Origin of the sequence: Gordonia hankookensis (genome assembly GCF_014673215.1) — a bacterium.
Classification (GTDB): Bacteria; Actinomycetota; Actinomycetes; order Mycobacteriales; family Mycobacteriaceae; genus Gordonia; species Gordonia hankookensis.
The window spans coordinates 834,008-857,524 of sequence record NZ_JACWMS010000002.1; the positions used below are offsets into that span (position 1 = coordinate 834,008).

Annotated in this window: 20 protein-coding genes and 1 pseudogene; 9 read left to right on the plus strand and 12 right to left on the minus strand. The window is 65.7% G+C overall.

The features are described 5' to 3' along the window. Positions 1–159: 159 nt before the first annotated feature. Positions 160–2,313 (plus strand): RNA polymerase recycling motor ATPase HelR, encoded by a 2,154-nt coding sequence (helR, locus tag IDF66_RS11130; RefSeq protein ID WP_190266876.1) that lies wholly within the window; start codon positions 160–162, stop codon positions 2,311–2,313. A 44-nt stretch (positions 2,314–2,357) separates the two neighbouring features. On the opposite strand, the gene IDF66_RS11135 is transcribed toward helR, so the two are convergent. The 6 genes from IDF66_RS11135 to IDF66_RS11160 form a co-directional block, all read right to left on the minus strand. Next, positions 2,358–4,106, minus strand: coding sequence for an HNH endonuclease (locus IDF66_RS11135; protein ID WP_223309417.1), 1,749 nt, complete (start codon positions 4,104–4,106; stop codon positions 2,358–2,360). A gap of 113 nt (positions 4,107–4,219) precedes the next feature. Next, positions 4,220–5,392, minus strand: a complete 1,173-nt coding sequence (locus tag IDF66_RS11140; RefSeq protein ID WP_190266877.1) for an alpha/beta hydrolase family protein — start codon at positions 5,390–5,392, stop codon at positions 4,220–4,222. A gap of 48 nt (positions 5,393–5,440) precedes the next feature. Then, positions 5,441–6,439 (minus strand): cyclase family protein, encoded by a 999-nt coding sequence (locus IDF66_RS11145; protein ID WP_317628658.1) that lies wholly within the window; start codon positions 6,437–6,439, stop codon positions 5,441–5,443. Between the two features lie 24 nt (positions 6,440–6,463). Next, positions 6,464–7,450 (minus strand): fumarylacetoacetate hydrolase family protein, encoded by a 987-nt coding sequence (locus tag IDF66_RS11150; protein WP_190266878.1) that lies wholly within the window; start codon positions 7,448–7,450, stop codon positions 6,464–6,466. Between the two features lie 40 nt (positions 7,451–7,490). Then, positions 7,491–8,468, minus strand: a complete 978-nt coding sequence (locus tag IDF66_RS11155) for a VOC family protein (RefSeq protein WP_190266879.1) — start codon at positions 8,466–8,468, stop codon at positions 7,491–7,493. 33 nt (positions 8,469–8,501) lie between these two features. Further along, the gene (locus tag IDF66_RS11160; protein WP_190266880.1) at positions 8,502–9,623 is read right to left on the minus strand and encodes an FAD-dependent monooxygenase; all 1,122 of its coding nucleotides are present in this window, start codon (positions 9,621–9,623) and stop codon (positions 8,502–8,504) included. An 88-nt stretch (positions 9,624–9,711) separates the two neighbouring features. On the opposite strand from IDF66_RS11160, the gene IDF66_RS11165 reads away from it, so the two are divergent. The 3 genes from IDF66_RS11165 to IDF66_RS11175 all read left to right on the plus strand — a co-directional run bounded on the left by IDF66_RS11165 (position 9,712) and on the right by IDF66_RS11175 (position 12,289). Continuing rightward, entirely contained in the window at positions 9,712–10,665 is a 954-nt protein-coding gene (locus IDF66_RS11165; protein WP_190266881.1) for a LysR family transcriptional regulator, read from the plus strand. 104 nt (positions 10,666–10,769) lie between these two features. Next, positions 10,770–11,507, plus strand: a complete 738-nt coding sequence (locus IDF66_RS11170) for an SDR family NAD(P)-dependent oxidoreductase (protein ID WP_190266882.1) — start codon at positions 10,770–10,772, stop codon at positions 11,505–11,507. Further along, complete coding sequence (locus IDF66_RS11175; protein WP_190266883.1) at positions 11,504–12,289, plus strand: SDR family NAD(P)-dependent oxidoreductase; 786 nt, start codon at positions 11,504–11,506, stop codon at positions 12,287–12,289. The genes IDF66_RS11170 and IDF66_RS11175 overlap by 4 nt, the downstream gene beginning before the upstream one ends. Before the next feature lie 115 nt (positions 12,290–12,404). On the opposite strand, the gene IDF66_RS11180 is transcribed toward IDF66_RS11175, so the two are convergent. The 3 genes and pseudogenes from IDF66_RS11180 to IDF66_RS23780 all read right to left on the minus strand — a co-directional run. Further along, positions 12,405–12,992 carry a transglycosylase SLT domain-containing protein gene (locus IDF66_RS11180; protein WP_223309419.1) on the minus strand — a complete coding sequence of 196 codons (588 nt, stop codon included), beginning with the start codon at positions 12,990–12,992 and terminating at the stop codon, positions 12,405–12,407. A gap of 582 nt (positions 12,993–13,574) precedes the next feature. Then, entirely contained in the window at positions 13,575–14,144 is a 570-nt protein-coding gene (locus IDF66_RS11185; protein WP_223309574.1) for an IclR family transcriptional regulator, read from the minus strand. A 39-nt stretch (positions 14,145–14,183) separates the two neighbouring features. Continuing rightward, positions 14,184–14,372 (minus strand): annotated as a pseudogene (locus IDF66_RS23780) (helix-turn-helix domain-containing protein); the annotation flags it as partial. A gap of 144 nt (positions 14,373–14,516) precedes the next feature. Here IDF66_RS23780 and IDF66_RS11190 point away from each other — a divergent pair. From IDF66_RS11190 to IDF66_RS11210, 5 genes are read left to right on the plus strand one after another with little or no spacing between them, the layout of a single operon-like run. Next, positions 14,517–15,392 (plus strand): isocitrate lyase/PEP mutase family protein, encoded by an 876-nt coding sequence (locus tag IDF66_RS11190; RefSeq protein ID WP_317628708.1) that lies wholly within the window; start codon positions 14,517–14,519, stop codon positions 15,390–15,392. 5 nt (positions 15,393–15,397) lie between these two features. After that, positions 15,398–16,654 (plus strand): 3-isopropylmalate dehydratase large subunit, encoded by a 1,257-nt coding sequence (locus IDF66_RS11195; protein ID WP_190266887.1) that lies wholly within the window; start codon positions 15,398–15,400, stop codon positions 16,652–16,654. Then, the gene (locus IDF66_RS11200; RefSeq protein WP_190266888.1) at positions 16,651–17,187 is read left to right on the plus strand and encodes a 3-isopropylmalate dehydratase small subunit; all 537 of its coding nucleotides are present in this window, start codon (positions 16,651–16,653) and stop codon (positions 17,185–17,187) included. The genes IDF66_RS11195 and IDF66_RS11200 overlap by 4 nt, the downstream gene beginning before the upstream one ends. Next, on the plus strand, positions 17,184–18,518 hold the full coding sequence (locus IDF66_RS11205) for an MFS transporter (protein WP_190266889.1): 1,335 nt from the start codon (positions 17,184–17,186) through the stop codon (positions 18,516–18,518). Before IDF66_RS11200 ends, IDF66_RS11205 begins: the two co-directional genes overlap by 4 nt. A gap of 49 nt (positions 18,519–18,567) precedes the next feature. After that, positions 18,568–20,304: a class I adenylate-forming enzyme family protein gene (locus IDF66_RS11210; protein WP_190266890.1), complete on the plus strand. Its 1,737-nt coding sequence runs from the start codon at positions 18,568–18,570 to the stop codon at positions 20,302–20,304. Between the two features lie 19 nt (positions 20,305–20,323). On the opposite strand, the gene IDF66_RS11215 is transcribed toward IDF66_RS11210, so the two are convergent. From IDF66_RS11215 to IDF66_RS11225, 3 genes are all read right to left on the minus strand, one after another. Continuing rightward, on the minus strand, positions 20,324–21,397 hold the full coding sequence (locus IDF66_RS11215) for a quercetin 2,3-dioxygenase (RefSeq protein ID WP_190266891.1): 1,074 nt from the start codon (positions 21,395–21,397) through the stop codon (positions 20,324–20,326). Further along, the gene (locus tag IDF66_RS11220) at positions 21,394–22,374 is read right to left on the minus strand and encodes an alpha/beta hydrolase fold domain-containing protein (RefSeq protein ID WP_190266892.1); all 981 of its coding nucleotides are present in this window, start codon (positions 22,372–22,374) and stop codon (positions 21,394–21,396) included. Before IDF66_RS11220 ends, IDF66_RS11215 begins: the two co-directional genes overlap by 4 nt. 109 nt (positions 22,375–22,483) lie before the next feature. Then, positions 22,484–23,392, minus strand: a complete 909-nt coding sequence (locus tag IDF66_RS11225) for a LysR family transcriptional regulator (RefSeq protein WP_190266893.1) — start codon at positions 23,390–23,392, stop codon at positions 22,484–22,486. Positions 23,393–23,517 lie beyond the last annotated feature (125 nt).

A 23,517-nucleotide genomic window follows, 5' to 3' on the forward strand; every position in this document is an offset into this window, starting at 1 on the left:
GCGGGCACAATGGTTGCCTCCCCACCTGCCGGGGAGATGGAATCCGCCGCAGCGGGAGAAGCCGTCACCGTCGACGGTGTCGAGATGCGCACGTACACAAGGTAATTGCCATTCAACGCTCCCCCGCGGCGGTCTCACCGACCTCCGGAGCCGCCACACATGCCGCCCAGCACCACCAGTGCCTTCGATCTGACCCGTCATCCTGCCAAAGCCGAACCCACACTCATCGCCGACGACGAGCGGCACTTCGCCGCGATGTCACGCAGCCTGGAGCAATCGACGGCCGACCTGTCCGCACGCCTCGACGTCCTGCGTCAGGCACCCGGAGGTCACGGCCGCCAGGCGTTGGACCGCGACCTCGAGGTGCACGAACTCGGCAAACGGTTGCGGACACTGCGCCGTCACAGCCTGGACCTCTGCCTCGGCAGGGTGATCGTCGATGGTGACGAGCCGCGATACATCGGCCGGATCGGCCTCACCGACGCGACGGGCCGTCAGCTGCTCATCGACTGGCGCACGCCCGCCGCGGCACCGTTCTTTGCCGCGACCCACGCCGACCCAATGGGTGTGGTGAGCCGCCGACGCTACCGGTGGGCACGCGGCAAGATCAGCGATTACTGGGACGAGGTGTTCTCCACCGAAGGCCTCGACGGCCACGTCGTCCTCGATGACGACTCGGCGTTCATCGCAGGCCTCGGCGCCAGCAGGTCGCCCCGGATGCGTGACGTACTCGGCACGATCGCCGCAGACCAGGACGCCATCATCCGCGCGAGTTCGCGTGGAGCGCTCGTCGTCGACGGCGGCCCGGGAACCGGAAAGACGGTCGTCGCGCTGCACCGGGCGGCCTACCTCTTGTACGCGGATCCGCGTTTCGCCGGCAACCGGGGAGGTGTGCTCGTCGTCGGACCGCACGAGCCCTATCTCGCCTATGTCGCGGATGTGCTCCCTGCTCTCGGCGAGGAGAGTGTGCAGACCTGCACGCTGCGTGATCTGTTGCCCGAGGGCAGGTCGGCGTCTGATGAGACGAACCGCGAGGTCGCCCGTCTCAAGGCGTCGGCGGACATGGTCGCGGCAATCGAACCCGCTGTCCGGTTCTACGAGGAGCCGCCCACCGATCCCCTTCTGGTCGAGACACCGTGGTCCGAGGTCTGGGTCACCACACCCGACTGGGCCGAGGCGTTCGGAGCCCCCGAGCCGGGCACTCCGCACAACGAGGCCCGCGACGAGGTGTGGGAGTCGCTGGTCTCGATCATCCTCGACAAGCACAGCGGCGGCGACGTGCCCAAGCCACGACTGCGTAAGTCGTTGGCGCAGAACGATGAACTCGTCACGACCTTCAACCGATCCTGGCCGATGCTCGACGCGGCCGATCTCGTCGGGGACCTGTGGTCGGTACCCGCCTACCTGCGCATGTGCGCTCCCCATCTGTCCCCCGGCCAGGTGCGGACACTGCAGCGCCGGATTCCGAACGCGTGGACGCGGTCGGATCTGCCACTCCTGGACGCGGCACGGCTGCGTCTCGGCGATGCCACGGCCTCGATCCGTCGACGGCGGCGGGAGTCGGTGCTGGCCGCCGAGCGGGAACGAATGGATCAGGTGGTGACCGACCTTCTCGACGCCCACACCCATGACGACGGCGAGGGGGTGATGCCGATGTTGCGGGGCGCGGACATGCGCAACAGTCTGGTGGATGAGACTGCCTCTCCGACAATGGATGCCGATGAGCTCGCCGGGCCCTTCGCCCACATCATCGTCGACGAGGCCCAGGAGCTGACCGACGCGGAATGGCAGATGCTGCTGTCCCGCTGCCCTTCCCGGAGTCTCACGGTGGTCGGTGACCGCGCCCAGGCGCGGCTCGGGTTCACCGAGAGCTGGCAGGATCGGCTCGAACGGATCGGGCTCCGCGAGGTCACCATGGCGTCCCTGTCGGTGAACTATCGGACGCCTGAGGAGGTGATGGCGGTCGCCGAACCGGCCATCCGCGCGGAGCTCCCCGACGCGAATGTTCCCACGTCCATCCGTCGCAGCGGCATCCCCGTCATCGAGGGCCCCGTCGCCGACCGCGACGCGATTCTCGATCGATGGCTGGCCGCGCACGACGAGGGAACCGTCTGCGTCATCGGCGATCCCACGTTCACCGAGCGGCCACGAGTACGCTCACTCACACCTGAACACGCGAAGGGCCTCGAGTTCGACCTCGTCGTCATCGTCGATCCAGAGAGGTTCGGGAGCGGCATCGCAGGGGCGGTCGATCGCTACGTCGCGATGACGCGGGCCACGCAGGAGTTGGTGATCCTGCGCGACCCGTCATGAACGATCGGGCGCGCGACGCCGTCCAGGTGACCCCCGGACGACAGCTACCGGGCCAGGTCGAAGTCGTCTGGCATGAGGATGTCGACCGTGATCCCATCGCGCACCAGTCTGCGCAGCCGCACCGTGCCGGCGAAGCGGTACTCGGGCCAGGCGACCTGTTGCGGGCGTGTGGGAATGTCGCCGCCGACGAGTCCGGTGTCTTTCAGGTGGCGTCGGAAGGTGTCGGCGATGTGGTTGCGCCGGTTGATGCGTGGCGGGTTGGGTGGTCCGGTGCCGTCGGTGTTGCGGGTCCAGGCGGGTCGGCCGGCGTCGGGTCCGTCGGCGACGATGTGCGTGGTGAACTGTCCTGGTTTGTGCCCGACCATGCGGTTGTGGGTGGGGCAGGCGGCGGCGAGGGCGTCGATGTCGGTCCGGCCGCCTTCGGCCCAGTCTTGTTCGGCGTGGTGGATGTCGGAGTGACTGAAGGGCATGTCGCAGTCGGGGTGTGTGCAGTGGGCGCCGTCGCGGGCGAAGAGCGCGAAGCGTTGGGCTCGCCCGGCCAATCGTTTGGCGGTGCCGAGGTGCAGGATCTCGCGGGTGTGATCGGCGAACACCGCCAGGTGCAGGTCGGCGGTGGCGGCGAGTTCGACGATGTCAGCGATGGGCAGTGTTGCACCGGTGGTGGTGTGGCCGAGGCCGGCCCGTTCTCGCAGTTCGCTCTCGGTGATCGCGATGATCAGATGTGGCGGTAGTCCGCGATGACTGTCGCCGAGTCCGCCGTTGTTCAGGATGTGGTCGAGCAGGGCCCGGAAGGCGTCGTGGTTGCGCTGTTCGGGGGTCCGGACATCGCGGGTGACGGCCTCGGCGAGGGTGTCGGGGTCGGCGTGCTCGCGCTGTCCGGTGGGTGAGCGGTCGTCGTCGGGGTTGTTCATGCCGGGTGCGGCCCAGGCGGCCAACACGACGTCGAACATCGCGCGGGTGGTCGGGTCGAGGGTGGCGGTCAGGCGGCTCATCTGTTGGGCGTCTTGTTTGCTCAGCAGCAGGCGGCGTTGGCGGGCGCGGTCACGCTGGTCGGTGAGGGCACCGTCGGGGTCGAGGTGGCCCAGGATGCGGGCGCCGAGGTCGGTGAGTGTTGCCGGCGAGAAGTCGCGGGCGAAGTAGGCCAGATTGGCTTCGGCCGCCTCGACCAGCTCGGGTGCCACCGCGGCCGGGATGCGTCTCATGGTGTTCACGATGGTCTGCACGTGGTCGGGTCCGATGGCCCCCTCGGCCAAGGCCGCGGCGGTGCGGGGATAGCGCGGGGCCAGCGGTTCGCCCTGCAGGTTGTACATCCTCGAGACCACGGCCATCTGCTCTTTGCGGTGGCGCAGGTCGCCGATGCGTAGCCGTTCGGCCATGAAGTTGTGCAGCGATCGATAGCCGGCGGCGGTGTGTGCGTCACGATCGGAGACATCCATGATCCGACGATGCCCGATCGAACTCATCCGCCGGGCGGCGCGTTCGTGTTCGGCGGCCACCGCCACCAGATCGGCAGGCGACGAACCGGTGGTGTCGACGCGGGCGATGCGGTCGAGCAGAGAATGGAACTCCCGGTAGAGCTCGACAACATCACTGCCCGCGGCCACATCACCGACCCCTGGCAATTCACCGCCCGCCGCCGCGGCCATCTCGGCCTGCCGCTCGATCAGTTCGGCATGAGTGTGCGGATGATGTTCCTGAAACAGACCGTGCGGCAACCACTGATCCGCCACCGCCGCCACATCGACCTCACCACCGTCATCGGTGGGCGCATGATCGGCGTCGGACTCGCCCATGTGGCAGACCCCCCGATCGCTACAATTCGAACGTGTGTTCGAAGTCTAACAGGATTCGGAGGCAGTGCGCAAGAGCTTCGGTCAGAGGATTTTCACCTCCACGCCCCGCCCGGTCACCGTTCCGCGGCGCCGAGTTCGGCAAACGTGTCGGCAACCCAATTCGCGACGAAGTCGCTCACATGGCCGAGATCGTCGAGGCCGATGTGTTCGGCACCTCCCTCATCCGCGGTGAAGATGCGCAATTCACGCTTGGGACTGCTGGTCGCCTGATCGAATGAGCGTCGCGCCAACTCAACCGGGATCTGTCGATCATTGGCGCCGTGCGCGATCAGGAAGGGGACGTCGATCTTCTCGACGACACCGTCGAGGTGGATACCGTCGGCCATCTCGAGGAAGGCATCGAGGTCGGTCTCGCCCCAGACCCACAAGACGTGATCCCAGTAGTGCGGCACCGGGCGCTCGCCCTCACGCTCGACACGGCGCCGTTGCACCTGCCCCCAGTTGTGGTTGGCACCCCAGGCGACACACAGCGCGAGTCGCTTCTCGAATGCGGCGGCACGCGGCGCGTAGTAGCCACCGAGCGACCAGCCGACGATACCGATGCGCGAGGCGTCGATGGCGGGGTCCTCCTCCAGGAAATCGATGCACGCCGCCGCCCACTCCTCGGTGTTCACCTGCGAGGTGAGCCCCTGCTTGCGTAGTGCCTCACCCGATCCCGGGGTGTCGACCATCAGGGTCGCGATGCCGCGGGCGGCCAACTCCTGGTTGTGCTCCGAGACGTACATGTGTTCCTTGGTGCTGTCCAGGCCGTTCCACTGGATCATGACCGGGGTCGGCCGGCCGTCGGTGGTCGCGGGCCTGGTGAAGTACGCCGGAAGCGTGGTGTCGCGGAACGGGATCGCCACACGACGTGTCAGCGGGTCGTTCAGCTCGAAGGAGAGTTCCATCAGATCCAGGCACCGCTGATAGGTTGCCTCCCGCTCCGGGGTTCCCGCCTGCTGCATACGTTCCGCAGTGATCAGGTAGTTGGCGGCCCGCACATACGCCTGCCCGGCCGTGCGCGCGTGCCCCTTCTTGGCGTCGTCGTCGGCGGCGGACACCAACTGATCGACCATCGCCGTCCATGAGTTCAAGAAGTCGACGGTGCCGACGTCCTCGTTGCCCTTGGCGATCTCGCGGAGCGGGCGGCAGGCCCGGTCCACCTCGTCGATCCGCCCGCCGCTGTTGAGCGCGCCGACCACCGCGAAGTTCCATACGTAATTCTTGCCGGTGAAATATTCGAACATCGTCTACTCCTGGAGGTGGTACTGAAAAGTGCTGTTGTGGAGGTGGTCTCACCTGATGGCCATCGGATTGATCGGTGACCCGACGGCGCCGGTGATCGGCAACGGCGGCGCGACGAGCATGAACTCGAAACGACCGTCCTTCCGGCATGCGGCGGCGAGTCCGTCGAGGTTCCACATCTCGCCGATGTAGAGCCCGATGTGCGGGATCACCACCTGATGCAACGGCTGGAAGGCGACGTCGAACTCGTTCGGTCGCACCTCGAATCCCCATGTATCGGTGGCAATCCCGGCGATATCGTGTTCGTGCAGCCAATCCGCGGTGGTGAACGACAGACCCGGAGCAGGGCCTCCGGCGTAGTCACCCCACCCGTCGCGCAGCGCACGGGCGAGTTGCCCGGTGCGCACGCAGACGAAGTCTGCTCGCCCGACCGCCGAATCCGGCCCCTGGGCCTCGATGGTCCGGTCCAGGTGCTCGGGCAGGATCGCGAAGCCGTCGGGAAGTTCTCCGTCGTCGCCGATCTCCCGCCCGACATCGAGGAGCACTCCGCGGCCCACCATGCGCCCGGCCGCGGTCTCGATGCCGGTGACCCGATCGCCTTCGGAGGTCACCACCTGACCGGATCGCCTACCGTTCCAAGCCCGGCCGTGATCGAAGATGTGGCCGAGCCCATCCCACTGTGTCGAGCATTGCAGCGGCATGGCGACCACGTCGTCGGCACCACCGAGGCCGTGTGGGAATCCCTGTATCCCCGCCTCCGCCTCGATGCCGGTGTCGAGCATGGTGTGCACCGGATTGGTACGTCGTCGCCAGCCCTTCTGCGGTCCGTCCATATCGAACGGCAATGCAAGACTGAGGGTTTCCCCGCTTCGCACCAACCCCGCCGCCCGCAGGCGGTCGGCGGCGGTGATGTGGTTGAGGGTGCCGTGGACATCGTCCTCACCCCACCGGCCCCAGTTCGAGCATCGTGCGGCCGCGGCGGCGATCGCACCCTCGGGGTCGGTTCGATCCGGGGCCGCCGACGACGGCCTGGTGATCTCAGCGGTCACGTGTCGTGCCTCCTGTCGTGGTCATCACCGTCGGGCGTGCTCGGACCGACGGCGTTGCTGATCTGTGGTGCGTGGTGCCGGCAGCGGCACACCGGCCGGCCGTGGCGAGCCGATGGTGTTGCGCAGGGTTCCGATGCCCTCGACAGTCAGCTCGACGACGTCACCGCGCTGCAGCGGCGACGGGTCGAGAGTGCCTCGGCGGCCCCACAGTTCGGCCAGGCAGCCCCCGTTGCCGATGGTCCCGGAGCCCAGCACGTCACCGGGGCGCACCGCGCTGTCGCGCGAGGCGAAAGCCACCATCGCCGCAAACGACCAGCCCATGTTGGTGGTCACGTCGGAACCGATCTCCTCGCCATTGACGCACACGGTGCAGGCGAGCTCCAGGAACCCGTCGCCGTCGACGCGATCGGTGAACTCGTCGGCGGTCACGATGACCGGGCCGAGTGAGTTCGCGAAATCCTTGCCCTTGGCCGGGCCGAGTCCGATCTCCATCTCCCGTCGCTGAAGGTCCCGCGCCGACCAGTCGTTCAGGATGGTGTAGCCGAAGATGAGTTCGGCGGCCGCACCGACCGCGACGTCGCTGCCCGCGGTGCCGACGACCGCTGCCACCTCGAGCTCGAAGTCGAGTTGCCCGGAGCCACCCGGCGCCCTGACCACCGCGTCCGGCCCGACCACCGCATACGGGTTGGTGAAGTAGAAATGCGGTGCGTCACACCAGGCCTCAGGTACGCCGCCGGCACCTTGCATGGATGCACGGACACCTTCGACGTGTTCGGCGAACGCGACGAAGTCCCGGATGCTCGGCGGTTGCACGGGAGCCTCGAACGCAACGTCCGAGTGGTCGATGTGACGGCCACGCGCAATGGCGCGAGCACCTTCGGCCAATGCACCGTCGAGGCCTTGCCCGATCACATCGATCATCTGGCGGCCCCGACCGAGCAGGTACACGGCATCGTCGGTGACCACCGCGGCGCTCGTGTCGCCGTCGACGGTGACGGTCGCGAATCTCATGCTGTTGCCCTCTCTCTGACGTCGTTCTCGAGGTGTCGTGTCACACCGGCGGTGCCACGAACAGCCCCTTGTCCGGATCGTTGAACGACCGGCTCGCGACGAATTCGTTCATGGCATTCGCGGTGCCCCACTGGTCGGCGACCTCGGGCCGGGTGAAATCGAGCAGGTGGGGATGCCAGGTGTCCTCGTCGAGAACCTCGAGCTCGGTGGTGTACTCCATCGTGTTCCCGTTGGGATCCAGGAAATAGGAGAACGTGTTGTTACCTGCCATGTGTCGTCCTGGGCCCCAGATCTTCTCGGTCCCGGACCGCAGCAGCCGTCCGGTACCTCGCAGGTACTCGTCGATGCCGCGCAACTCGAACGACGCGTGGTGCAGAGCGACGTGCGGTCCGCGCGCGATGGCGAGCGAATGATGCATGGCATTCGTGCGCAGGAACCACATCATCCGGCCCATCCGAGGGTGCATGAGTATGTCCGACACGCGGAATCCGAAGTGGCGCTCGTAAAATGCGACCGTCGTCTCGGGATCCGGGGTGTTGATCACGACGTGCGACAGTTTCACCGGGATGGATTCGCCCGCTTCGATCTTGCGATGCTCACGGACAGCCACATCCGCCGATACCTCGATCGTCCTGCCATCGACGTCGAAGAAGCGGAAGCCGTAGCCACCCCCGGGTGTCTGCAGCGTGCCGGGTTCACCGATCAGGTCGACGCCCGAACGGCCCAGGCGTGCCGCGAGGTCGTCGACGGCCTGGTTGTCGGCAGCACCGAAGGCGATGAGGTCGAGCCGCTTGTCCGCGGATCGGCGAACCCGTACCGCGTACCTCTCGGGTGAGCCTGCAGCGGCCAGATAGGTGACGTCACCGTCGGTGCCGACCTCGGAAAGGCCCCAGTTCTGCGTGTAGAACTCGACCTGCTTGTCGTGGTCGGGTACGGCGAGGCCGATGTGTCGCAGATGGGTGAACGCGTACTGGGCCGGCGCGTCGGGGTCGGGGTCGTGAATGGTGTCGGTGGTCATGATGATCTCCATATCGTCGGCGGCAGAGGTGAATCAGGCGGGGGTGGTGAGCATCTCGCTGATTCGGTGCATGAGGCCGGGGACGTCGCCCTGTTCGTGGTCGAGCATCCAGCGGCCGAGTTGGACCGACGAATCGACGACGGTCTTGGCGCGCTCGAGCCTGCGGTCGGTGAACTCCTGCCACATGGCATCGTCGATGTCGTGGTGCTTCGCGACCACGTCGGCCAGCACGGCCGCATCCTCCAATGCCTGTGCCGCACCTTGCGCCAGGGTGGGCGGACAGCTGTGCGCGGCGTCGCCGATGAGCACGACCCGACCCCGATGCCACGGGCCGTCCACCACATGGGATTCGAAGCGGGTGTAGTTGATGCGCGAGGAGTCGGTCATTCCATCGCGGATGTCGTCCCAGGGGCCGTGATAGTCGGCAGCCAACGTCCGCATCGTCTCCAGCGCCTCGTCCGGTGTCAGCGCACTGCGGTCCTGGGCATCTTCGACCAGATAGGCGTACAACGTGTCCCGGCCCGTCGGGCAGTATCCGGCGATGTAGCAGCTGCCCCCGTACGTCAGGTCGGTACGGGTCACCGTGTCCGGTCGCGGTGCGAAGACCCGCCAGATGCCCATGCCGGTGCCCTCGGGTCCGACGTCGATCCCGATCTGGGACCTGGTCCGGGACCGGAGCCCATCGGCACCGACCACGAGGTCGTAACGGCCGGTCGTCTGGTCCTCGAAGGTGGCGGTCACACCCGCGTCGTCGTGGTCGAGTGCGTGGACGCAGACACCGAACCGCGCCTTCACTCCGAGCGACGCCGCGCGCTCGAGCAGGATTCGTGCAAGCGTCGGCCTGTGCATTCCCATGGTCGCCGGCAGGTCCTGGCCGCCGGTGCGAGCATCGGGCAGTTCTGCGAGCAGGGTTCCGTCGGGCGCACGGAAGCCGACTGTGTCGAAGCAGTAGCCGTGCGAACTCGCCTCGTCCCAGACGCCCAGATCACGGAGGACGCGCAAGGCATTGCCCTGCAGCGTGATCCCCGACCCTGAGGTCGACACATCTGCTTTGACATCGACGAGGTCGACGTCGATCCCGCGCTCGGCGAGCAGGATCGCGGTCGCGGTCCCGGCGACTCCGGCGCCGATGACGAGAACGTTCAGTGGTGACATCGCAGCAACTCCTGTTGGTGTGGTGCCAACCACACTGAGGCGTGGCTCACTATTTGGGAACACCGAGTTGCCGATACGCTGTATAGCCATGGGTGATAGCGGTGGGCACGCAGGGACAACTGGGCACGCAGGGACAACAAGGCAGCTGCGCAACCTGGACCTGAACCTGCTCGTCGCACTGGACGCATTGCTCGATGAGCGCAACGTCTCGCGAGCCGCGCAACGCCTGGGCGTGAGCCAGCCGAGCGCCAGTGCCGCCCTGGGACGACTACGCAGGCACTTCGACGATCCACTGCTGAGACGATCCGGGAATCGATACGAGCTCACGCCACTCGCAGCTCATCTGAGACCGCTTGCCGTCAGTGCGATCCAATCCGTACAGCGCGTGTTCGACGCCGCCCCGACGTTCGATCCAGAGACCGCCGATCGCACCTTCACGCTGGTGGTCACCGACTACGGTGCGCTGCGGGTGGGCGAACCACTCGCCCGATTGCTGCACGAACGCGCGCCCGGCGTGCAGTTGCGGCTCGAGCAGAACACGCCGTACGCGGTCGATCACGCCGATGACACACTCCGCGCTGTCGACGGCATCGTGATGCCACACGGATTCATCACCGGCATGCCCGCGATCGATTTCCCGACCGACGACTGGGTCTGCGTCTGTTCGGCAGACAACGCCGAGATCGGGGATGAGCTGACCCTCGACGACCTGAGGCGATCGCCGTGGGTGGTGACCTTTCACGGCCCGACCGCGTTCACTCCTGCGCTGCGTCAACTCCAGATCCTCGGCGTCGAACCGAGGATCGACGTCGTCGTCGAATCCTTTCTGGCCGTGCCGTTTCTGGTCACCGGCACCCGCCGAGTCGCCCTTTTGCAGAAGTCGCTCGCCCAACGCCTTCGACCGATCGACGGCGTGCGGGTGATGCCGTGCCCCGGCGATGTCGCTCCGCTGAAGGAAGCGCTGTGGTGGCATCCGATTCACGCTGCCGATCCGGCGCACGCCTGGTTGCGAGGTGTGGTCGAGGAGGTAGCGGACCGCTGACGGGTCGAATCACCTATAGGCCGTCTCGATATCGCCCATCAGGGATTGCCACTTCCCGAGCATCGGCGATCGCCGCGATCCTGAGTGCCGATCAGGAGGACTCGATGACAGATCTGACAGGCCGGACCATCGTGGTGACGGGTGCCGGTGGCGGCATCGGCGCCGCGATCAGCCGCCGAATCGCCGACTCGGGCGCCCGAGTCGTCGGACTCGACTCTGCCCGAAGCGACGGTGTGCGCGACTTTGACGTGACCGACCCCCGCCTGTGGGCCGCCCTGGCCGACGAGCTCGGGACCGAAGGCGTCCACGGACTGGTCAACTGCGCGGGCATCACTCGACGTACGCGCCTGGACGCCGTGACGGTCGATGACATGAACGCCGCCTATTCAGTGAACGTGGTCGGTCCCATGCTCGCGATCCAGGCTCTGTCCCCACTCATGCCGCCAGGCGCCTCGATCGTCAACATCGGCTCGATCGCCGCCCTCACCGGTCACTATCCGATCGCGTACACGACCAGCAAGTGGGCACTGCGGGGCCTCACGCATACTTCAGCACTCACCCTCGGCGAGAAGGGGATTCGAGTCAACATCGTGCATCCCGGCTTCATCGACACCGCGATGTCCGCGTCCGCCCCAACCGAATTCCGTACATCGTCGATCGCCGAGACCGACCTCGGCCGGGCCGGTACGCCCGACGAGGTCGCGGGAACAGTCGAGTATCTCCTGGGAGATGTCGCCACGTATACCACCGGGGCCGAGATCACTGTGGACGGCGGCGCGACGTCGCATGGCGGCGTCAAGTCGATCTCCGATGCCCTCCTACGTTCCGCGGTGCGCCGATGACAGCGGCGCGAGGACGCCTGGATGGCAAGGTCGCGGTGATCACCGGAACCGCGAGCGGGCAGGGCCGAGAGGCCGCCCGGCGCTTTGCCGCCGAAGGCGCGACCGTGTACGGATGTGACATCGACAGAGCGCGAGGTGCGGAGACCGTCGACCTGGTAACTGCTGCGGGTGGGACGATGATCGGTGCGCATCCGATCGACCTCACCGACGACGACGCGGTCGCCCGTTGGATCACCGGCATCGGCGAGATGACCGGACACATCGACATCCTTTATGCCAACGCCGGATTCACCACGTTCGCCTCGATCGACCAGATCACCATCGAGGATTGGCATCTCACGATGTCGCACGAGGTGGACTTGGTGTTCCTCCCGGTCAAGCACGCGTGGAAGTATCTGTCCGCCAGCAGATCCGGCTCGATCATCCTCGTCGGTTCGACGGCCGGGGTGACCGGATCGGTCACCAACTCCCGCCTCGCACACACGGCGTCGAAAGGGGCCGTGATCGCGATGACGAAACAGATTGCGGCCGAGGGTGCGCCGGCGGGAATCCGCGCCAATTGCATCAGCCCGGGCATGATTCGCACCGCTCAATCGGAGGCGACGCTTCTCGATGAGCGCCACCCGATGCACCGGATCGCCTCCGCCATCCCACTCGGACGGATCGGCACACCCGCAGACGTGGTCAACTACGCCGTCTTCCTCGCGTCAGACGAATCCGGTTATGTCACCGGAACAAATCTCATGGTCGACGGCGGCTGGTCGGCGGTACTGCCGCACTGATCATTGCTCCCCCGAAACGGGACCGCCTGCGGAGACGACTCTGGCCGCACCTTCTGTTCGTCTCGGAACAGAAGGTGCGGCCAGTCATTCGTCGAGGCCTGTCGCGCGGCTCGGATCAGTACGCCGAGTTGACGTTGTCCATCGATCCATATGTCTGCGCTGCGTAATTGCAGGCGGCGACGATGTTCGCGACCGGGTCCCACACGTCGAACTTGGTGCCCTCCACGTGGTAGGTGGCGAAGGTCGGATCGATCACCTGCAGCAGACCCTTGGACGGGATGCCTGCGGCGGCATTCGAGTCATAGAGGTTGATGGCCTGCGGGTTACCGGTCGACTCGCGCATGACGTTGCGCATGATCCCGTCGTAGCTGGCCGGGATGTTGTTCTTGGCCAGGATGTCGAGGGACTGGCGGATCCAGCCGTCGAGGTTGTCGGCGTACACAGGCGCGGGCGCCGGAGCAGGGGCTGGGGCGGGCACCGGCTTGGGGGCCACCACAGGTGCCGGAGCAGGGGCAGGCGCGGGCTTGTTCGCCGTGCTGGTGTCGGCGACCGCTTCGATGTGCTTGTCTGACGCCGCTGCCGAGGCATGGTGCCGCTTCTCCGCCTGAGCGGGCTCCGCGTTGCTGATCGAGCCGACGGTGGCCACAGCGGTGACCGCGAGGGTGGCAGCGCCGACCGCATGAGCGAAGCGCTTACGAGACATGCTGCGGGCATGCTTCAACGATGTGGAGATGACGAACATGAGATTGAATTCCTGATGCGTTGTGCGGCCGGTCTGTCGGCCGACAGCGGACAACCTCCGACGCGCGAGGGCGCATCGGCGACGTGGACACCGCTGTGAATGGACTTGTTTGACTGCGGGACGATGCCGTCCCGGACGCATGACGCAACCGACCCGTCTGGATTCTGGGTCTGGCCCGAGCTTCGCTCAGACGGCCACGGTCGCGGTCTTGGCCCCGATAGCCGACGCGAGACCGCGGGCTGCGCATGCGGGCTTGATCCGCATACCTACTCGACTTTCTCGTGCTGCACAGACTCAACGTCTGTTGTCGTGGCAGATAACAGATTGATATACAAACCTGAGAAACGCCAAAATACGGACACCCGAAAGTCGCCTCATGCGCACCATCGATCTGTGTCACCCAGTGTCAAAAGCGGCTGTGCGCTGGCATTACATCGTTTCAGGGAGCAGTGAGCCGTCTCACAAAACTTGTCAAGAGAAAACGCTGTTTCGAGGCGAATTCGTTACTGTGGGCGCGCTGTCGCGCCCCCTAGAGAGGCTCCGTCAGCCCTGCTGAGGCAGCGCCTGCATGACCCTGGTGACTCGCGCTGCGGCGTCGAGCACGCCCTCTACCTTTTCATCGAGAGCCGCGCCTCGAAACGACTCGACCCGGCCGCCGATGCTGATCGATGCCACGATCGCCCCGGCGCGGCCGAAGATCGGCGCGGCCACTGCAGCCACACCGGCCAGATAGTCGGAATCGCTCACCGAGTACCCCGCCTCACGCACACTGTCGAGGTGCGCCGTGAGCCCATCGACATCCGTGAGTGTCCGGTCGGTGAAGGATTGGAGATCATCGCGAATCCATTGCGCGCGAATATCTTCCGAGTTGGCAAGCATGACAATCGGACCGGCGGCAGCATGATACGGCATCACCGATCCGATGTTGATCCCGGCAACGACGAGCGGATTGTTGCCTTCGAGGCGGTCGATGCACACCGCCCCCTGGTCCGCAGGGACCATCAGATAGGCCGTATCCCCGAACGCTTGGGCCAACTGGACCATCAATGGCCTTGCCGCCGAACGTATGTCGAGCTTGATCAGCGCGGCAGACCCTACCTCGAAGACCGGCATCGCAACCCGATATGAGCCCTCGCCGGTCCGATCGACCCAGCCGGCGTGGATCAGTGTCGCCATGAGGCGGTGCACCGTCGTCTTGTTCATGCCACTGGCCGCGGTCAGCTCGTTCAGCGTCCACACCGGACGGTCGGCACCGAAGTGCTCGAGCAGTGCGCAGGCTTTGAGAACAGCTCCCACGACTTCCCTGCCGGCGCTGGATTCTGGCTCGATTGGCGAGGCCACTGACGGTGCTCACTTCCGTTGGACGTGGATCGGTGTCGACATCATACGAACAGAGTCAGAACCGAACGGGTTGACATGTGACCCATGCCACCCTACCGTCCATATCGAGATGCGAAACGCATTCCGCATTACGAAACGGAGACGATCACGTTGAACACTCCAACTCTCAAAGACCTCACCTCACGCGGCATCGTCTATGCACCCGGAGTGTGGGACGGGCTGACCGCACGTCTTGCGGATCAGGCAGGATTCAGTGCTCTGTGCGCATCCGGGTTCGCCATCTCCGCCGCGCTGGGACTACCCGATGCCGAGCTCTATACGATGTCCGAGAACCTGCAGGCCGTCCGCACCATTCGAGAAGCGTCACAGTTGCCGCTCGTCGCGGACATCGACACCGGGTACGGCAACGCCGTCAACGCGGCGCGGACCGCCGGCAAGTTCGTCGATGCGGGAGTACAGGGAATGTTCATGGAGGATCAGGTCTCCCCCAAGTCCTGCCCGATCTGTGTCGGCGACCCTGTCGATCTCATCAGCGTCACCGAAGCGACCGGCAAGATCCGGGCGGTCCGCGACTCGATCCCGGACCACGTTCTGCTCATCGCCCGCACCGATGCCCGCGGAGACGAGGCCATACACCGGGCACAGGCATATGTGGATGCGGGAGCGGACATGATCATGCCGGTCACCAAGACGTTCGAGACCATCGACGACTGGGAACGCTGCCACGAGGAGGTGGGTGTGCCGCTGATGGCCACACTCACCGCGTCGACCTGGACCGAACGTGACTTCACTCCCGAGGTACTCGATCGCGTCGGCGTGCGTCTGGCGCTGTTGCCGACCCAGGTCCTGATGGCGACCGCCGGCGCCGCACGAGAAGCGCTCCGTCGACTCGCATCGGGCGAACCGCCCGCCGAGGTGAGCAATGACGCTCTCGCACACCATGAGTTCGTCGACCTGATCGGCTTTCCCGAGGTGGAAGCGATGCAGCGCAAGTACCTCCCGACCGAAGCGAGCCGGTGATCTGCATGGCCCAGACGATGACCGAGAAGATCCTCGGACGCACCACCGGTCGGGAGTCGGTGCGCTCCGGCGACAATCACGCGGTACGCCCCGCGCGGATGATCGCCTATGACTTCCCCGGATACACCGACGTCATGTTCCGGCAGATGCGCGATGACTTCGGCATCACTGAATTGGCCGACCCGGATCGCTACATCGTGTTCATCGACCACATGTTGACGAAGAACAACGACAAGGAAGCCGAGGTCCATCAGGTCACCCGCGACTGGTGTGAATTCTACGGCATCGAGTTGCACGAGGGACGCGGCATCGGTCACCAGCTCACAGCCGAACTCGGACTGGCGATTCCGGGTGAGTTCTTGGTGCATTTCGACGGTCACATCAGCGGGATCGGCGCGTTCGGCGCCCTCGGATGGGGAATCCGCCGTGATCTCATCGAAGCCTGGGTCACCGGGCAGCTGTTCGTCGACATACCGGCGACGACGCGCTTCGATCTGATCGGCGAGTTCCCACCCGGGGTGGACAGCCGCGACCTCGTCCACTCGATCATCGAGCTGGTCGGCGCCGACGGGTGCGCGCATCAAGTGATGGAATTCGGTGGACCGGGTGCGAGATCGATGAAGATCGACCACCGGCAGGGACTGTGCGGCATGGCGATGTTCACCGGCGCGGTGTCGGCGATCTTCGAACCGGACGAGACCTCTTTGGCGTACGCGAAAGACGTTGCACGACACGACTTCGACCCCGTCTATCCCGACATCGACGCATCCTACGCGGCACGACACACAATCGACCTCGCCACCCTGACCCCTCGAGTCGTCGAACCGGGCTCCGCACGAGTCTCGAACACCAAGACGGCCAGAGAACTGGCAGGGACGCCGATCACGAAGGCCTTCATCGGTTCGTGCGCAAGCGGTCGGATCGAGGACTTACGCGCCGCCGCAATGGTTCTCGATGGACAGACCGTGGCACCCGGCGTCGAACTGAATGTCGTACCGACGTCACAGCGGGTCTATGAGCAAGCCGAGAAGGAAGGCATCTTGGACGTACTCAGGGCCTCGGGAGCGAACATCGCGGTTTCCAGCTGCGACTTCTGCTTCGGTTATCAGAAGCCACTGCAGCCCGGAGAGAACTGCATCTCGACCGGCGTGCTGAACATTTCCGGACGCATGGGGAGCTCTGACGCCAACATCTACATGGGCTCACCGTTCACCGTCGCAGCCAGCGCGCTGCGTGGCTCGATACAGGAGTCCGTTCAATGAGTGCTTATCCACCGCCTCCCGACATCATCGAGGGCAAGGTCGCCTGGATCTTCGGCGACGACTTCGACATCGACCTCGTGGTCGGCGTCTCCAACATCAAGTCGTACGACACCGATCATCTCCGGTCGGTGTGCATGACAGCGTACGATCCGACGTTCGCCGATCGCGTTCGGCAGGGTGACATCATCGTCGGTGGCCGCAACTTCGGATACGGGCATCCCCACTACCCGCCGATGGTCGCGCTCCGCAATGCCGGCATCGCGGCCATCGTCGCCGAGTCGTTCTCCCCCGGCTTCTGGCGCGGTGAGACGTTCAATGGGATGCCACTCATCACGATCCCCGGCGTATCGGCCGCCGTGGCGATCGACGATGCGGTGACGCTGGATTGGCGCGCCGCCACGTTGCGGACGTCGGGCGCCGAATTGGTCGGGACGCCGCCGAATGCCCGAACCGTCCAGGTCATCGAGGCCGGCGGCTCGTATGAACTCCTCCTCGCCGAACACTCCCGCGAACATCAAGGACAGATGCAATGACCAACGTAGAGCAACCCATTCGCACCCACGGGGGTGCCGGTGGGACGTCGCCACAGAGATCGAAGACGATGGCCCGGCGTGCTGCCATTGCCGGAGGCGTCGGCACGCTCATCGAGTACTACGACTTCGCGGTGTACGGATTCCTCGCCGTCACCATCGCGCCGCTGTTCTTCCCCTCGGAGACCTCCGGTGCATCGATCCTGGCCACCCTCGCCGTCTTCGGCGTCGCCTACGTCGCACGCCCCCTGGGCGGCATCTTCTTCGGGCGGCTCGGGGACCGGCGCGGACGTAGGTCGGCCCTGGTCATCACCGTTGTCTGCATGGGTGTGGCGTGCGGCATCCTCGGCCTGCTTCCCACGCACTCCTCCGTCGGCGTGATCGCGCCGATACTGCTGGTGATCGTGCGTCTCGCACAGGGTTTCTCGGCGGGCGGCGAGGTCGGGGGCGCGGCCACCTACATCGCCGAATCCGCACCGCCGAACCGTCGCGGATTCTTCGGTTCGTTCACACCGATCGGGTCGACTCTGGGATTTGCCGTCGCCGCCTCGGTCGTCGGCATCGTCGCCTTCCTCACAACCGATGAGCAGATGGACGCGTGGGGATGGCGCATCCCGTTCCTGCTCGCGCTGCCCCTCGCACTGATCTGCCTCCGCGTGCGGTTGAAGCTGGAGGACACCCCTGAATTCGAGGAGATGGCGGACAAGGAGGAAGTCACCAAGAGTCCGCTTCTCGACGTCATCAGGAAGAATCCGGTCTCCGTTCTCCAAGTTGTGGGCGTGGCGATCGCGATGAACGGCTCGGGCTACATCGGGTTGACGTACTTCAGTGTCTATCTCATCAACGATCTGGGCTTCTCGAAGGATGCCGTCTACTGGACGTCCGCGATCAGCATTGCCCTGGCGTGCGCCACATTCCCTCTCAGTGGGATGTTGACGGACAGGTTCGGGCGTAAACCCGTTCTGGCAGGGGGCTATATCGCCTACCTCGTGCTAGCGGTGCCGGCGTTCATGATCTTGGGCGCCACGGCGAGCGTCGTCGTCGTCGGATTGGTGTACTTCGTGTACATGGTCCTCAACGGTGTCGTCCAAGTACCGGCATTTCCGTTGTTCACCGAACTGTTTCCGCGCACGGTCCGATACACCGGCGTGTCATTGGGATTCAACATCGGAACCATCGCCGCAGGCGGGACCGCGCCGTATGTGGCCGCTCAGCTGGTCGAATCCACCGGAAGCGGTATGTCCCCGGCCTACTGGGTGATCGGCGTGTGCATCATCGGACTCCTGACGGTCCTGACGATCCGCGAGACCGGCAAGACCGCACTCCCGACGTGACCGGATTCTGAGGCACCGGCACACCTGTCAGGCAACGTTGGAGAAGAAGATGAGCAGTGACGTGACACCGGACCATGAGCCGCCGTGGTTCGCTCTCCACCCGAACGAACTCTCTCCCGATCTCGAGCCACGTTTCGCCACGCTCACCGAGGCGTGGGAGTGGCGCGTGAACGAGGAACCCGAGGCGGCGGCTCTGGTGTATTTCGATGCGGTCCTCAGTGTCCGAGAGACCGACGCGCTCGCCGACGCGCTCGCCGCCGTGTTGTCCGATCGCGGGGTGGGCCACGGCGACCGGGTGGGCATCCACCTGCAGAACATCCCCCAGTACGCGATCGTCCTGATCGCGCTCTGGAAGCTGGGTGGGGTCGCATTGTTGCTCAATCCCATGTACCGGGGCCGCGAGCTCACCACCCTGCTCGGCGACGCCGAGCCCGTCGGGATCATCACCACCGATCGCGACGTCGAGGCTGTGCACGACAGCGCCGTCGGGACACCGGTTCGGTGGGTGTTGGGCACGGCCGAGTCGGATCTTCAATCACGCAACGATCCACGGGTCTTCCGGCCGGGGACGAACGATGCCGCGCCCTCCGACAACGACTTGATGACGTTGATCGGCGAGCGGATCGGAAGCCGCCCACCGACGGTCGCGGTGAGCGGCGACGATCTGGCGTTCCTCGCCTATACGTCCGGCACGACCGGACCGCCGAAAGGCGCGATGAACTCGCATGCCAATGTGCTCGCGGTGACCACGAGCTTTTCCCGAATCGCCGGTATCAGCCCCGGTGACGTCGTGTTCGCACTCGCACCGCTGTTCCACATCACCGGAGCGGTCATCATCGGTTCGCTGGCATTGTCCGAGCAGACCGCGCTGGTGTTCACCGGCCGCTTCCAGGTCGAGACCGCACTAGACGCATTGCGCGAACACTCGGTGACCTACACCATCGGCTCCATCACCGCCTTCAACGCCATGATGAACTCCGAGCACGCCACCGCCGACCACTTCGCCACCATCAAAGCACTGTTCAGCGGGGGAGCCCCCGTTCCGCCCAGCACGGTCGCGAGGTTCCGCGAACGATTCGGCCCCTACATCCACAACGCATACGGGATGACCGAGACGTCGTCCGGAGTCATCGCGGTACCGCCCGGAACCATCGCTCCCGTCGATGAGACCAGCGGCACGTTGTCGATAGGTGTCCCGCTCCCCGGCGTCGAGGTGCAGATCGTCGACACCTCCGGCCGCCCGCTGCCGCCCGGCGCACAGGGCGAACTCGTCCTCGTCGGCCCACAGGTGATTCGCGGATACTGGCGCAACGCAGAAGCCTCGGAGGCGGCCATACCTGCAGGTCGGCTCCACACCGGAGACAGCGCGATCGCTGATGCCGAGGGCTGGATCTACCTAGTCGATCGGATCAAGGATCAGATCAACGTGTCCGGGTACAAGGTGTGGCCGCGCGAGGTGGAGGACGTCCTCTACGAGCATCCCGCGGTACTCGAGGCCGCCGTTGTCGGGATACCCGACGAGTATCGGGGCGAATCCGTCGCCGCGTACGTGTCCCTCAAGGACGGACAGACGGTCGAGGCCGACGAGCTCGTGGCCTTCGCACGAGATCGACTTGCGCCCTACAAGAGACCCCGAGCGGTGCAGATCATCGCGGAGCTGCCGAAGACGCAGTCCGGAAAGATCCGACGGCGGGCACTACGCGACAAGATCGCCGGACAACACGGTGTCGTCTCCGCGACGTCGACACCGCGGCGTACGTCGACGGTCCTCGACGACACCGCCTGATCGTCGGGACCTATGTCGTTCACAGATCTGTTGCGCGGGTCCGTTCCGGTGGCGGACCGACGAATTCGAGGTCGAGATCAGCTGCCGCGGCGCCGAGTTTCGCCATCATGTCACCGGGGTTGATCAGTCCCTGAGTGTGCACCACGTCGTCGGTGTCCTCACCTGTCACGTCGAAGAACTTCTCGAAGATGTCGGAGGTGAGCATGCCGAGCATCTTGGTGTTGTGGGCGTCGAAAGCGAAACTGTGGATGGTCCCCGCCGGTGCATGCACGTAGTCGCCTGCGGTCAGCAGGGTCTCGACACCGTTGGCGTACAACCAGACTCGACCGGACAGCACAAAGAAGTTCTCGGTGTGCTGCCGGTGGAAGTGCTGCGGGATGTACGGGAGTTTGCCTCCGAGCGTCAGTACCGAGAAGTATCGGCCACCGGTGGTGCGGCCGCGCGCACCGTAGGCGTTGATGGAGTCGGGCCAGGCACGACGGTCGCCGGTATGCGCACGGAGAAAATATCCTTCGACGCCGGCAGGCAAGACGTCGTCCCACGCGTCGCTCGCCGATACCAGCGGCAGATCGTGCGCAGACGCGGCCGATGGCGCGAACAACTGCTCCGGCGACCGGTGCACCCCCGCCGTTCCGTCCGCCGAGTACACGCGGGACGCCACTTCGCCACCCGAGTTCGTCAGTGCGTCAAGCGCTCCCCCGGGAGCAGACCAGAACAGGAGCTTGGTCATGTGGCCGAGCATCCGATACGCAACGGGTACACCGGGTGGCACGTGGACCGAGTCTCCCGGCGTGAGGATGCGGCTCTGACCCGGCAGCCAGAACTGGGCGCAGCCGTCGAACACGTAATAGGAGCGCTGATGGTCCGGCAGGCTGTGGAATCCGGCTGCCGCACCGCGCGGCCCGAGAACGAAAGCGGCATCGAACAATCCGCCGGTGTCGGCGGCGCGCGCGATGACCGTCCACAGTTGATTGTCGACCTCGTACCGCAGCCCCTCCCCGTCGGCGAGACGGTATGGCACGGCCTCGCCGGGGAGGGAATCGATCACCGGGGCAAGGCCGTGGATGGCGCTGAGGTCTGCTGGCGAGGTCATCGGTTGCCTCCTGAGATGGTGGTGGTCAGGTCCGTGCTGATGGCGAGGTGGCGGGTGAAGAAGTCACCGATGTCGTCAAACCCGAAGCGCGTGCGCTCATCGGTGCGTTGCGCTCCGCGCGCCGACAGGTGGCGAGCCGGCGCAGGTCCTTGCGAGTCGAGCCGACCGTCATCCATGACGGGCGGCGATGGTACGTCAGATCTGTTGCAGGGATTGAGGAATCCATGCTGATAGCCATCGATCAAGTACAGGTCGACCTCACTTCCGGCTTCTGCCAGTGCGTCGTACAAGAGCAGGCTGTGCCGGTGATCGACCAGCACGTCACCCGTGCCATGGGAGATCTGGAACGGCGGGGCGTCAGAGGTGACGAAGTACAACGGGCTGGCCTCGCGCGCGGCGGCAGGACGGTCGGCCGGATCGCCGCCGATCAGTCGGCCCTCGGGCGAGTCGGCCGCCGACGTGACCCCCGGTAACGGCACACCCGGCTCCACATCACCATCGACCAGAGTCGACGGCCCATACGACTCGGCGACGGCCTGGACAGCGGCGTCCCCGGTGACGGCGCCCTCACCGGGGAGCTCCGCGACCGAGGAGAGCAGGCCTACCAGTGCGGCGAGGTGACCGCCGGCCGATGCCCCCCAGACACCGATCCGGGCAGGATCGAGTCCGAGTTCCCCGGCGTTCGCGCGGAGATGACGAATGGCAGCACGCACGTCATGGAGTTGGGCCGGGAACAACGCATCGCCGGACAAGCGGTAGTCGATACTCGCCATGGCGAACCCGCGTGCGCAGAAATGAGCGCTCAGGTCGGGGCACAGCGCTCGGTCGCCGGTGAACCAACCGCCACCGTGGACGAATACGATGACCGGCGCGGGTGCGGACTGCACCGGCGTGACCAGATCGAGGTGTAGGTCGCCGGAGGCACGCTGCGCGTAGATCACGTCGCGTCGGTTGCCGGACTCAGAAGTGGGACTCACGTCGTCCAGTCTCCGAGCAGAGCCCGATCAGAGTCCACATGGAAATGTCACACGATCATTCGGGCCGGCCTCATGATCGATGCGAACAGCGCCCTCACGGGGTGCGCTGTCACTGTGCCGCAGGCGCCGGTGGATCATCCCGATGCGCGGAGACCTCCACCGCGAGTCGTTCGAACGCGCCGACCAGTTCGTCGGCCCGGGATGCCTGGTAGCACAGGAATGTCGTCACCGGTGGAAGGTCGGCGACGGGTATGTAGCGCAGACCGGGCCGGGCGTACGTCTTTGCGGCACCGGAGCCGCAGATGTTCACACCGACGCCGGCGGCGCAGAGTTGCAGGACCTCCTCGAAATGCGCGGCGAGCGGGAGGATCTGGGGGCGTTTGCCGCCCGGGCGCGGATCGACGAACCACTCCTGGGTCCCCTCGAGGTCGCGGATACCGATGAAGGTCTCGTCGTCGGTCTCGGCCAGACTCAGTGACTCGCGGTCAGCGAATCGATGCCCCTCGTGAACCACCAGGTCCCGGTCTTCCGACCACAGCGGCGTGACCACCAACCCGTCGACGTCGGGGATCTGCGGACTGAACATCAGCGCGACGTCGACCTGCCCGTCCTGCACCGCGGAGAGCGGCTCGGTCAGTCCGAGGCTGCGGATCTGCCATTCGACGTCGGGATAGCGCTCGACGACGGCTGCGAGCAATGCATTGCTGAGTTCACTCGCTGCTGCGATGCCGATCCGAAAGGTCCGTCGTGGTTCGCGCCCCCGGTCGATCCACCCGACGACGTCGTCCATCGCGGCCACCGCGGCACGTGCCATCGGCAGCAGTTCCGCCCCTCGCGCGGTGAGCGCGACGTGCCGAGAGGTCCGCTTGAACAACGGCTCGCCCACGCGGCGCTCGAGTTGCTGGATCTGCTGGCTCAGCGACGGCGGCGAGATGTGCAGCCGCTCGGCGGCGCGCGCGAAGTGAAGCTCGTCGGCAACTGCGAGGAAGTACCGCAGGTGCGCGGCGGTGAGATCCACGATGACCTCCTACCTGGGCGGACACCGAACAGTGTGGCACATCGGCCGTCCGGCGACGGTTGCCGTCCACGGTTGCCGTCCACCTCGCGAATCTCACGATTCCGCCTGTGCGATTGGTGCAGAGT